General features: G+C 72.7%; 12 protein-coding genes. 8 read left to right on the forward strand and 4 right to left on the reverse strand.

All coding sequences use genetic code 11. From position 1 onward, the window contains the following. The first annotated feature begins 1 nt into the window (after position 1). Genes C2L59_RS18620 through C2L59_RS18630 form a run of 3 tightly spaced genes read left to right on the forward strand, consistent with a single transcriptional unit; the run spans position 2 to position 2,369 of the window. The gene (locus C2L59_RS18620) at positions 2–802 is read left to right on the forward strand and encodes an alpha/beta fold hydrolase (RefSeq protein ID WP_103350765.1); all 801 of its coding nucleotides are present in this window, start codon (positions 2–4) and stop codon (positions 800–802) included. Next, positions 802–2,031, forward strand: coding sequence for a PP2C family protein-serine/threonine phosphatase (locus C2L59_RS18625; protein ID WP_103350766.1), 1,230 nt, complete (start codon positions 802–804; stop codon positions 2,029–2,031). Before C2L59_RS18620 ends, C2L59_RS18625 begins: the two co-directional genes overlap by 1 nt. Continuing rightward, complete coding sequence (locus tag C2L59_RS18630; protein WP_103350767.1) at positions 2,028–2,369, forward strand: STAS domain-containing protein; 342 nt, start codon at positions 2,028–2,030, stop codon at positions 2,367–2,369. The genes C2L59_RS18625 and C2L59_RS18630 overlap by 4 nt, the downstream gene beginning before the upstream one ends. 245 nt (positions 2,370–2,614) lie before the next feature. On the opposite strand, the gene C2L59_RS18635 is transcribed toward C2L59_RS18630, so the two are convergent. Then, positions 2,615–3,529 (reverse strand): LysR family transcriptional regulator, encoded by a 915-nt coding sequence (locus tag C2L59_RS18635; protein WP_103350768.1) that lies wholly within the window; start codon positions 3,527–3,529, stop codon positions 2,615–2,617. Positions 3,530–3,602: 73 nt separating this feature from the next. Here C2L59_RS18635 and dapA point away from each other — a divergent pair, with 73 nt between their 5' ends. After that, a complete protein-coding gene (gene dapA, locus C2L59_RS18640) occupies positions 3,603–4,463 on the forward strand; it encodes a 4-hydroxy-tetrahydrodipicolinate synthase (RefSeq protein ID WP_103350769.1) in 861 nt (286 codons plus the stop codon). Here the strand turns inward: dapA and C2L59_RS18645 are convergent. Further along, positions 4,387–5,079, reverse strand: a complete 693-nt coding sequence (locus tag C2L59_RS18645) for a class I SAM-dependent methyltransferase (RefSeq protein WP_103350902.1) — start codon at positions 5,077–5,079, stop codon at positions 4,387–4,389. The two genes, dapA and C2L59_RS18645, sit on opposite strands and share 77 nt — an antisense overlap. 158 nt (positions 5,080–5,237) lie before the next feature. On the opposite strand from C2L59_RS18645, the gene C2L59_RS18650 reads away from it, so the two are divergent. Further along, a complete protein-coding gene (locus C2L59_RS18650) occupies positions 5,238–5,510 on the forward strand; it encodes a hypothetical protein (protein ID WP_103350770.1) in 273 nt (90 codons plus the stop codon). 12 nt (positions 5,511–5,522) lie between these two features. Continuing rightward, complete coding sequence (gene glmS, locus C2L59_RS18655; protein ID WP_103350771.1) at positions 5,523–7,343, forward strand: glutamine--fructose-6-phosphate transaminase (isomerizing); 1,821 nt, start codon at positions 5,523–5,525, stop codon at positions 7,341–7,343. Between the two features lie 74 nt (positions 7,344–7,417). Here the strand turns inward: glmS and C2L59_RS18660 are convergent, their stop codons facing one another. Both C2L59_RS18660 and C2L59_RS18665 read right to left on the reverse strand, forming a co-directional pair. Next, positions 7,418–7,852: a pyridoxamine 5'-phosphate oxidase family protein gene (locus tag C2L59_RS18660; protein WP_103350772.1), complete on the reverse strand. Its 435-nt coding sequence runs from the start codon at positions 7,850–7,852 to the stop codon at positions 7,418–7,420. After that, positions 7,849–8,421, reverse strand: a complete 573-nt coding sequence (locus tag C2L59_RS18665; RefSeq protein WP_103350773.1) for a TetR/AcrR family transcriptional regulator — start codon at positions 8,419–8,421, stop codon at positions 7,849–7,851. Before C2L59_RS18665 ends, C2L59_RS18660 begins: the two co-directional genes overlap by 4 nt. A gap of 92 nt (positions 8,422–8,513) precedes the next feature. Between C2L59_RS18665 and C2L59_RS18670 the strand changes: the two genes are divergently transcribed. Then, the gene (locus tag C2L59_RS18670) at positions 8,514–9,536 is read left to right on the forward strand and encodes an aldo/keto reductase (protein ID WP_103350774.1); all 1,023 of its coding nucleotides are present in this window, start codon (positions 8,514–8,516) and stop codon (positions 9,534–9,536) included. Further along, positions 9,533–10,390: an LLM class flavin-dependent oxidoreductase gene (locus C2L59_RS18675; RefSeq protein ID WP_103350775.1), complete on the forward strand. Its 858-nt coding sequence runs from the start codon at positions 9,533–9,535 to the stop codon at positions 10,388–10,390. The genes C2L59_RS18670 and C2L59_RS18675 overlap by 4 nt, the downstream gene beginning before the upstream one ends. The last annotated feature ends 574 nt before the right edge of the window (positions 10,391–10,964 follow it).

Genomic DNA, 10,964 nt, shown 5'->3' on the forward strand with positions numbered 1-10,964 from the left:
GGTGAGCATGCGCAGCAGGAACCACGTTACCGTCACCGGCCGGGACGAAGGCACGACCGTGCTCCTCGCGCACGGCTTCGGCTGTGACCAGAACCTGTGGCGGCTCGTCGTCCCGGACCTCGCGGCGCGCTACCGGGTCGTGCTGTTCGACCACACCGGCGCCGGGCGCTCGGACCTGTCGGCCTGGACGCCGGAGCGCTACGGCAGCCTCGACGGCTACGCCGACGACGTCCTGGCCATCTGCCGCGAACTGGACCTGCGGGACGTCGTGCTCGTGGGCCACTCGGTGAGCGCGATGATCGCCGTGCTGGCCGCCAACCGCGAGCCGGACCGGTTCGCGAAGCTGGTGCTGCTCACCCCGTCGCCGTGCTATCTCGACGACGGCGACTACCGCGGCGGGTTCAGCCGCGCCGACATCGACGAACTGCTCGACTCGCTCGAATCGAACTACCTGGGCTGGTCGGCGACGATGGCCCCGGTGATCATGGGCAACCCGGAACGCCCCGAACTCGGTGAGGAACTGACGAACAGCTTCTGCCGCACCGATCCGGCGATCGCCCGGGTGTTCGCCCGGACGACGTTCCTGTCCGACAACCGGGCCGACCTGGCCGCGGTGAGCGTGCCGACGCTGGTGCTCGACTGCTCGAACGACGCGATCGCGCCGCCCGAGGTCGGCCGCTACACCCACGAGCGGATCGCCGGCAGCACGCTGGTGACGCTGGCCGCGACCGGGCACTGCCCGCAGCTCAGCGCACCGGAAGCGACGGCGGCCGCGATCACGGCGTTCGTGGGCGGACCGTGATGTGCGAGGCCGGGGACCACCCCGGCCCCGGTCACCGGGAGAGCGCCGGCCCGGCGTTCTCCGCACTCCTGGAGGACAGCGCGGAAGACCTCTACGAGCACGCACCCTGCGGCTACCTCTCGACGTTGCTGGACGGCACGATCGCGAAGATCAACGCGACCCTGCTCGGCTGGCTCGGCCACGAACGCGACGAGGTCGTCGGCCGGCTGCGGTTCGCCGACCTGCTGACCGTCGGCGGCCGGATCTACCACGAGACGCACTTCGCGCCGCTGCTGCGCATGCAGGGCCAGCTCGGCGGCGTCGCGTTCGAGCTGAAGGCGGCGGACGGCACCCGGCTGCCGGTGCTGGTGACCTCGACGGTCAAGACCGGTACCGACGGCCAGGCGCAGCTGATCCGGACCACGATCTTCGACGCGCGCGACCGGCGCGCCTACGAGCAGGAACTGCTGCGGGCGCGGGAAGAGGCCGAGCGCGAACGCGACCGGGCGCAGCGGCTGGCGCGGACGCTGCAGCAGACCCTGCTGCCGCCGGCGCTGCCCGAGGTGCCCGGCCTGGAGGTCGCGGCGTACTACCACCCCGCGTCCGCCGACGAGGTGGGCGGCGACTTCTACGACCTGTTCCCGCTGACCGGCGGGCGCTGGGGGTTCTTCCTCGGCGACGTGTCCGGGAAGGGCGCCGCCGCGGCCGTGGTGACGTCCCTGGCGCGCTACACGCTGCGCGCGGCCGCAGCGTCCGACCCGGACCCGGTCACCGTGCTGGAGCGGCTCAACACCGTGCTCCACCACGAATACCGCGGCTCGGACCCGCGCTACTGCACCGTCATCCACGGGCACATCGAGCGCCGCGGCGACGGCGCCGCGGTCACCCTCGCCACCGGCGGCCACCCGCCGGCCCTGCTCATCCCGGCCGAGGGCGAGTCCCGGTTCCTGTCCGCGCCGGGCGGCCAGCTGGTCGGCGCGTTCCCGCACGCGCGGTTCACCACCGTGGACGTCCTCCTGACCCCGGGCGACACGTTGCTGCTCTACACCGACGGGCTGACCGAGGCCCGCGCGCACGGCCGCGTCCGCTACAGCGAAGAGCAGTTGCAGACGGACCTGTCCGGCTTGCGGCCGGCCACCGCGGCCACCGTGGCCGGGGCGGTCACCGACCTGCTCGCCGGCTTCGGCGACGGCGTCGAAGACGACACCGCGCTGCTCGTGTTGAGCGTCCCCGGAGGCGATCGAGCGTGACCGTGCCGTTCTCCGTCACCACCCGCCCCACCGCGGCCGGGCCGGTGGTGACCGTCGCGGGCGACCTCGACGTGGCCACCGCCCCCCGCCTCCGCGCCGCGGCCGACGCCGCCGCGCCGGCGGCCGGCCAGCTGCTGGTGGTGGACCTGGGCGGGGTGACGTTCTGCGACTCCAGCGGGATTTCGGCGCTGATCGCGGCCCGCAACGTGGCCGAGGCGGCCGGCGCGGGTGTCGCACTGGCGGCGGTCCCCGACCGGCTCGCCCGGACGTTCGCGCTGATCGGACTGGCCGACTTCTTCCCGACCTACCCGACCGCGGAGGACGCGGTCGAAGACTGAGCACCCCGAAGGTGACCAGTGCGGCCACCTTCAGCACCTCGAGTCCGAGGTAGCCGAAGCGGGCGTGGCTGCGCGCCCGGTTTCCCCGGCCGGCACCCGATCGGCCGCCGGGTCAGCGCGGGCCGGACGACGGCCGCGGCCCCGAGGACCACGGTCGCGGTGGTCCTCGGGCCGGCACCATCGGCGAGCCACGTGAAGCCGATCGCGGCGGCGACCGGCCCAGCGCCTCTTCGTGATCGGCGGCGTCACCCCGCCGGCCTTGGTCCCGCGGGAACCGGGGTCAGCTCGGCCAGCACCGCCCGGATCGCCGGGCTGGCCTCCGCGCTCCGCCGCCAAGCCGCACGCACCTCCCGCCTCGGCGCCCGCGCCAGCGGCCGGGCGATCAGCTCCTCCCCCAGCGGCGGCCGGGCCAGCCGCGGGATCAGCGCGACCACCTGTCCCGACGCCACCAGCGAAAGCTGCGTCGCGAAGTCGTCCACCGAGTGCCGCACGTCCGGCTCCGCCGGCGCGTCCGCGAACAGGCGCCGGAACCACTGGTGGCACACCGTTCCCGGCGGGCTGGTCACCCACGCGTGGCCGGCCAGCTCGGCCTGCCCCAGCGGCCCCGCGGCCAGCGGGTGCGTGCGGCTCATCACCAGGTCCCCGACGTCGGTGTGCACCCACCGCGAAACCAGCGACGGTGCCGGCGGCGAGGGCGGCAACCCGTCCGCGTCGTGGACCAGCGCCAGATCCGCCGTGCCCGCGCCGACGCTGCGCAAAGCCTCATCAGGGTCCTGCTCGGTGACCTCCACCCGCAGCTGAGGGCACCGAGCCGCCAGTCGCGGCACCACCGGCGCGAGCAGGCCACGGATCGCCGTCGAAAACGCCGCCACCCGGAGCGACCCGCGCGGCGCGCCCGCCGAGACCGACTTCGCGGCTTCGGCGCAGCGCTCCAGCGCCTGGAACACCTCGGGCGCCGAGTCGACGATCGCCTGTCCCGCCGGGGTCAGCACCACCCCGCGGCCCGCCGGCGCCAGCACCGGGACCCCGACCTGGCGCTCCAGCCGCTTGATCTGCTGCGAAACCGCCGACGCGGTGAACCCGAGCTCCTCGGCCGCCCGCGCCAGCGTCCCGAGCGCGGCCACCGACCGCAACGCCCGCAGCGCACCCACCTCGATCATGAAGCCACACTACGCAGTATCGGCAAAAAAGCATTGCTGGACCGCAACGGTCCCGCCGCGGCAAGGTCGGCCCATGACCGAGTTCGGCACCAACCTCGTCGCGATGGTGACACCCATGCAGCCCGGCGGCGGGCTCAGCGCCCCCGGCCTCGCCCGGCTCGTGGACCACCTCCTGGCCACCGGCTGCGACGGCCTCGTCGTCGGCGGGACCACCGGGGAGTCCCCCACCCTTTCCGACGCCGAAGCCGCCGGGCTCGTCCGGGACGTCGTGGCCCGGGCCGGCGGCCGCGCGCGGGTGATCGCCGGCGTCGGCACCTACGACACCGCCGCGAGCGTCCGGCGCGCCCGGGAAGCCGAGGCGGCCGGCGCCGACGCGCTGCTGGTCGTCTGCCCCTACTACTCGCGCCCGACGCAGGCCGGCGTGATCGCCCACTGCGTGGCCGTCGCCGACGCCACCGAGCTGCCGGTGATGCTGTACGACGTCCCCGCGCGGACCGGCGTCGCGATGACGCCGTCGACGCTGGCCGAGCTGGCCGGGCACCCGCGGATCCGGGCGGTCAAGGACGCCAAGGGCGACCTGTTCGAGGCGATGACGGTGCTGTCCCGCACGTCACTCGCGTACTACTGCGGCATCGACGAGCTGAACCTGCCGTACCTCGCGTGCGGCGCGGCGGGCCTGGTCAGCGTCGTGGGCAACGTGGCGGCGGGCCGCACCGCGGACCTCATCCGGGCCGTCCGCGACGGCGACCTCGTCAAGGCCCGTGCGGTCAACGACGACCTGCTCCCGCTGGTGGACCGCCTCATGCGCGCCGGCACCGGCGCGGCGAACACCAAGGCCGCGCTGACCGGGCTGGGGATCATCCCGCACGCGACGGTCCGGCTCCCGCTGGTGGAAGCCGGTACACCGACACGTGCGATCCCGACTCCGTGGTGAACTCCGCGCCGGCCCAGTCCGCGTGCCGGGACTCCAGCTCGAACCCCGCCAGCCGGCCCATCAGGTCGAGTTCGGCCGGCCAGACGTAGCGGTGCGGCGAGCGGCCCACCCGCGCCTGCCGGCCGTCGCCGAACGTGAAGTGGTGGGACACCAGGTGCTGGCGCACGGTGTCGTAGGTGTCCACGCCGACGTACCCGGAATCGGCGTGGAAGACCAGCGCGTCCTGCCCGGGCGGGAGCCGCCGCAGCTCGGGGACGCCCAGCTCGACCACGAACCGGCCGCCCGGGTCCAGGTGGCGGGCGGCGTTGCGGAAGCACTCGACCTGCTGGTCCTGGGTCAGCAGGTTCGAGATCGTGTTGTAGACCAGGTAGACCAGCGAAAACCGGCCGGGCGCGGTGGCCGTCGCCATGTCCCCGACGACGACCGGGAGCGAGGCTTTGGCCCGCAGCCGGGCCAGCATCGGCTCGGACAGCTCGATGCCGGTGACGGGCACCCCGCGCTCGGCGAGCGGGACGCCGATGCGCCCGGTGCCGATGGCGAACTCCAGCGCCCGGCCGCCGTCCGCGAGCGCGGCCAGGCGCGTCACCGCGGGTCCGACGACCTCGGGGGCGAACATGCCGCGGCCCGGCGTGTCGTAGCGCTCGGCCGTTTCGGCGTCCCAGATGGCTGCTTGCTCCACGCCCTCCACCCTGTCCCGGCGCCGGCAGGCCTGTCCAACCAATTAGATCTTGCCCGATTTCGGGCAAGAATTTGGGGTTCGGCGCGCGAACGGGCATGATGGCCGGCGTGGAGGAGACCGACATCGTCGAGCGCGTGGCCGCGTCCACCGGGCTGCCGCCGGGGGTGGCGGCCCGGGTCGTCGACGACGTCCTGGCCTTCTACCGGACGCCCACCGAGGCCTACGTCCGCCGCCGGCACACCGAGCTGCAGGCCGAGGGCCGGAAGAACCCCGAGATCTTCCCGCTGATCGCCGCCGAGCTGCGGGGCCGGCTGGTGGCCGCGCCCGTCCTGTCGCAGCGGCAGCTGCGCCGCATCGTCTACGGCTAGAAAGGTTCGCCCATGTGCGGAATCGTCGGCTACATCGGCGGCCAGAACGCCGCCCCCATCCTGCTCGAAGGCCTGACACGGCTGGAGTACCGCGGCTACGACTCGGCCGGGATCGCCGTGCTCGGCACGAAGAACACCCAGGTCCACCGGGTCGTCGGGCGGGTGCGGAACCTCGCCGCGGCGCTGCCCAAGCGGCTCACCGGCAAGGTCGGCATCGGCCACACCCGCTGGGCCACCCACGGGCCGGCGTCGGAGGCCAACGCACACCCGCACACGTCCGAGGACGGCCGCATCAGCGTCGTCCACAACGGCATCATCGACAACGCCGACGCCCTGCGCGCCCAGCTCGCCGACGCCGGCGTCACGCTCACGTCGGAGACCGACACCGAGGTCCTCGCCCACCTGATCGCGCGCTCGGCCGCCGACACCCTCGAAGACTCCGTCGTCGAAGCGGTCTCGCGGATCACCGGCACGTACGCGATCGCCGTCACCGACTCCGCACACCCGGACCGCCTCGTGATCGCGCGCAACGGCTCGCCGCTGATCATCGGCGTCGGCGAGCGCGAGATGTTCGTCGCCAGCGACCTCGCCGCGCTCGTCCGGCACACCTCGCAGGTCGCGCACCTCGACGACGGCGAGTTCGCCACCGTCTTCGCCACCGGCTACCGCACCTTCACCGTCGACGAGAGCGACACGACCAAGCCGGCCACCGAGATCGACATCGCCGCCGAAGACCTCGACCTGGGCGGCTACCCGCACTACATGGCCAAGGAGATCCAGGAGCAGCCGGACTCCGTGGCGCGGATGATCCGCGGCCGCCTCGACGACCGGTTCGGCGTCGCCCGCCTCGACGGGCTCAACCTGAGCCCGCGCGAGCTGCGCGGGTTCAGCCGCGTGAAGATCCTCGGCTGCGGCTCGGCCTACTACGTCGGGCAGATCGGCGCGACGATGATCGAGGAGCTGGCCCGGATCCCGGCCGACGCCGAGGCCGCGTCCGAGTTCCGCTACCGCAACCCGATCATCGAAGCCGACACGCTCTACATCGCGGTCAGCCAGTCCGGCGAGACGATCGACACCGCCTTCGCCGTGGAGGAGATCAAGCGCAAGGGCGGCCGCGTCGTCGGCCTGGTCAACGTAGTCGGCTCGACGATCGCCCGTGCCTGCGACGGCGGCGTGTACCTGCACGCCGGTCCGGAGATCGCGGTCGCGTCGACCAAGGCGCTGACCAACATGGCCGTCGGCTTCGCGCTGATCGCGCTCTCGCTCGGCCGGGTCCGCGACCTGTCCAATGCGGACGGTCAGCGGATCATCACCGCGATCCGCGCGCTGCCCGGCCAGATCCAGTCCGTGCTGGACGGCGAACCGGAAATCGCCGAGCACGCGAAGAGCGTGGCCGCCGCGAACAGCCTGTTCTTCGTCGGCCGCGTCCGCGGCTACCCGGTGGCCCGGGAGGGCGCGCAGAAGTTCAAGGAGATCTCCTACCGCCACGCCGAGGCGTACCAGACCTCCGAGCTCAAGCACGGCCCGCTGGCCCTGATCGACGAGGCGCTCCCGACGGTCGCCGTCGTCCCGGCGGACGAGCTGACCGAGCGCAACCTGGCCGCGGTGCAGCAGATCCGGGCCCGCGGCGGCGCGGTACTGGCGGTGACCCACGAAAGCGTCGACTTCGGCGAGCTCGACGTCCCGCGGATCGTGGTGCCCAAGACCGAGCCGGAGCTCGACCCGATCCTGCTGACCATCCCGTTGCAGCTGCTCGCCTACCACGCCGCGCTGACCCTGGGCTACGACATCGACAAGCCGCGCAACCTGGCCAAGTCCGTCACCGTGGAGTAGCCCTCAGCCGGGCCGGAAGTCGGCCACCCATTCAATCGACGGAGACAGCTGCGCCCGGTTCGGCGAGTTCCGGGCTATTCGCGCCCGACCCTGCGCAGCCCGCCCGCGGGCGTCCACCACTCGACGACCAGCAGCGTCGCCGCCTCGTTGAGGTGGGTGTGCACGACCTCGGCGACGTCGGCCTCGAACCGCTCACCGTCCCCGGTGCGCGCCCGCCCGGCGATCTTCGCCTCCCCGGGCCACTGCGCCTCCGCGCCTTCGACGGGGTCGACCGTCGCGCTGTGCAGCGCGAACCGCGGGTCCCGGCGCAGGTCGGCGCCCTTCCGGGCGTGCGGCATCGAACCGAAGACGAGTTCACCGTCCTCGAAGGCCGTCTCGATCCCGGAGATCCGCGGCGACCCGTCGGCCCGCAGGGTCGCGATCGTCTTGTGCTTGTGCGCGTCGAACAGGGCACGCACCCGCCGGGCGAACTCCCGCTCCGCCGCTTCGAACTCCCGCCACGCCGTCATGCGCCCATCGTGCCGCACCGCAGGCCCGCGACGAGGACCTTCACCATCCGGCGCGCGTCGTACCGGGGGTCGTCCGCGCCGATGCAGAGGTTGCCGACCCCGCGCATGAGGTCCAGGGGCGCCACCTCGGCCCGGATCTCGCCGGCCGCGGTGGCGGCGTCGAGCAGCTCGGCGCACACCGGCACGAGCCGGTCGAGGAAGTACGCGTGCAGCGATTCGAAACCGGCGTTGTCCGACTGGAGCGCCCCGGCGAGCCCGTGCTTGGTCACCAGGAAGTCGACGAACAGGTCGATCCACTGCGCCAGCGCGGCGTACGGCGAGCTGTTCGCGGCCAGCAGGGCCGGTCCCGCCTCCGTGCAGGCGTCCACCTGGTGCCGGAAGACGGCGATGACGAGGTCCGCCCGGGTCGGGAAGTGGCGGTAGATCGTGCCCATCCCGACGCCGGCCTTCGCCGCGATGTCACGCACCGGCGCGTCCACGCCGGACGCGACGAAGACCGCGGCCGCCGCGTCCAGCAACGTCTTTTCGTTGCGCCGGGCATCCGCCCGCTTGGGCCTGGGTTCGCCCACACGATCCTCCCGGTTGCTAAGCGGAACAATGTTCCGTATCGTTAGCGGAGCAACGTTCCGGTTGCTCATGATGCCACACGGAGGCACTTCCCATGCAGTACCGCACCTTGGGCCGCACCGGCGTCCAGGTCAGCACCCTCGCGCTCGGCGCGATGAACTTCGGGGCGATCGGGAGCGTCACCCAGGACGAGGCCACCGCCATCGTCGACGCCGCGCTCGACGGCGGGGTCAACCTGATCGACACCGCCGACATGTACGGCCAGGGCGAGTCGGAGCAGCTCGTCGGCCGGGCGATCGCCGGCCGCCGCGACGACCTCGTGCTGGCCACGAAGGCGACCATGCCGATGGGCGAGGAGCGCAACCACCGCGGCAACTCGCGCCGCTGGCTGGTCCGCGCGCTCGAGGACAGCCTGCGCCGCCTGGACGTCGACCACGTCGACCTCTACCAGATCCACCGCTGGGACCCGGCGACGAGCGACGAGGAAGCGCTTTCCGCGCTGACCGACCTGCAGCGGGCGGGCAAGATCCGCTACTTCGGGTCGTCGACCTTCCCGGCGTACCGCATCGTCCAGGCGCAGTGGGCGGCGCGCGAGCACCGCCTCGGCCGGTACGTCACCGAGCAGCCCAGTTACTCGATCCTGCAGCGCGGCATCGAAGCCCACGTGCTGCCGGTGACCGAGGAGTACGGGATGGGCGTGCTCGCGTGGAGCCCGCTGGCGTCGGGCTGGCTGTCGGGGGCGGTCCGCGCGGGCCGGGAGATCGGCGGCAACCGCGCGAAGGTCCTGCCGCAGCGCTTCGACCTCGGCGTCCCGGCCAACCGGGCCCGGCTCGACGCCGTCGAGAAGCTGGCGAAGATCGCCGAGCAGGCCGGGCTGACCCTGATCCAGCTCGCGCTCGGCTTCGTCACCGCGCACCCCGGCGTGACGAGCGCGCTGATCGGCCCGCGGACCCTGGAGCACCTGACGTCCCAGCTCGCGGCGGCCGACACCGTGCTGCCCGCCGACGTCCTCGACGCGATCGACGCCGTCGTCGCGCCGGGCACCGACCTGGCCCCGGACGAGAAGTTCGACACCCCGCCGGCCCTGCTCGACCCGGCGCTGCGGAGGCGTCGATGAGCTTCGGCATCATGACCGCGCCCCAGCAGGTGGGGTACGACGAGATCGTGCGCGTATGGCGGGAAGCCGACACGGTCCCGGAGATTGAGCACGCGTGGCTGTTCGACCACCTGATGCCCATCGCCGGCGACCCGGACGGCCCGATCTTCGAGGGGTGGACCCTGCTTTCGGCCCTGGCGGCCCAGACGTCGCGGATCCGCCTCGGCCTGCTGGTGACGAGCAACCGGTTCCGCCCGCCGGCGATGCTGGCGAAGATCGCCACCACGGTGGACATCGTCTCGGGCGGCCGCCTCGACTTCGGCATCGGCGCGGGCTCCCGCCCGAGCCACCCGCTGGCGCGCCGGGAGTACGACGCCCACGGCCTGCCGTACCACGACCAGGCGGACGCGGTGGCGGCACTGGCGGAGGCGTGCACGGTCATCCGTCGCTTGTGGACATCCACGTCGCCGTTCGACTTCTCGGGATCGCATGTTTCGTTGAGCGGCGCGTTCGGCAATCCCCGCCCGGTCCAGCACCCCCACCCACCGATCATGATCGGCGGCCGCGCGAGCGCGACGCTGCGAGTGGTGGCGGAGCACGCAAACCTCTGGAACATCCCGGGCGGCGGCGACATCGAGGACCTGGCCGGCCGAAGCCGGTTGCTGGACAGGTACTGCGAGGAGATCGGCCGCAACCCGGCGGAGATCGTGCGGTCGATCTTCCTGCCGGTGGACTACGAGCGGCCGGAGGTGACCCGGCGGAAGATCGCGGAAGCGGCGGGCGCGGGATTCGGGCATTTCGTGCTGGGGCTGCCGAATCCGTACCCGGAGGGGGTGGCGCAGTGGGTGGCGGACGAGCTGATCCGCCGATCGTGAGCGCCCACCCGACCCCGACAGAGGAGCTGGGTGGTCATCCCGTCGCCTGAGGCCGTCAAATCACTTCGAGCCGGGCCCGCAACGTACGGTGCCAGTGAACAGGACAGCGCAAGCTTGCGGGCCCGGCTCAAAGTGATAGGCCTCAATCAGGCGACGGGATGACCACCCGGCGGCCCATCTCTGCAACGCTAGATGGCAGCGGGTCGGGATGGTCATCCCAGAGCCTGCCTGTCCGGCGAGGACATGCTTTTGAATCTGCCGCGGGTGAATTCTCTGCCGCAGCCAAGCGGGTCCGACCTCCCCCGCCCCTCCGGTGGGATTTTCAGTCGGCGCTCGGGTTTGTCAAGGCGGGAAAGCGTGCCTTGACAAACCCGAGCGCCGACTGAAGGGCCGCTGGGATGAGGGGCGGGGGAGGTCTGGTGACGTCCTTGCTCGGGTTGCGCTGCCGGCCGCCGGTTCGGCTATGCCAGCCACCGGTCTTGCGCCGCCGGCTGCCGGTTCGGCCGTACCAGCACCGGTCTTGCGCCGCCGGCTGCCGGTTCGGCCGTACCAGCACCGGTCTTGCGCCGCCGGC

Source organism: Amycolatopsis sp. CA-128772, from assembly GCF_002904295.1.
Lineage (GTDB): Bacteria > Actinomycetota > Actinomycetes > Mycobacteriales > Pseudonocardiaceae > Amycolatopsis.

Bases quoted from the DNA above. Each gene is read 5' to 3' on its own strand.
- C2L59_RS18625 (WP_103350766.1), top strand. From the start codon at position 802: ATGTGCGAGGCCGGGGACCACCCCGGCCCCGGTCACCGGGAGAGCGCC.
- C2L59_RS18635 (WP_103350768.1), bottom strand. From the start codon at position 3,529: ATGATCGAGGTGGGTGCGCTGCGGGCGTTGCGGTCGGTGGCCGCGCTC.
- dapA (WP_103350769.1), top strand. From the start codon at position 3,603: ATGACCGAGTTCGGCACCAACCTCGTCGCGATGGTGACACCCATGCAG.
- C2L59_RS18645 (WP_103350902.1), bottom strand. From the start codon at position 5,079: ATGTTCGCCCCCGAGGTCGTCGGACCCGCGGTGACGCGCCTGGCCGCG.
- C2L59_RS18650 (WP_103350770.1), top strand. From the start codon at position 5,238: ATGATGGCCGGCGTGGAGGAGACCGACATCGTCGAGCGCGTGGCCGCG.
- glmS (WP_103350771.1), top strand. From the start codon at position 5,523: ATGTGCGGAATCGTCGGCTACATCGGCGGCCAGAACGCCGCCCCCATC.
- C2L59_RS18660 (WP_103350772.1), bottom strand. From the start codon at position 7,852: ATGACGGCGTGGCGGGAGTTCGAAGCGGCGGAGCGGGAGTTCGCCCGG.
- C2L59_RS18670 (WP_103350774.1), top strand. From the start codon at position 8,514: ATGCAGTACCGCACCTTGGGCCGCACCGGCGTCCAGGTCAGCACCCTC.
- C2L59_RS18675 (WP_103350775.1), top strand. From the start codon at position 9,533: ATGAGCTTCGGCATCATGACCGCGCCCCAGCAGGTGGGGTACGACGAG.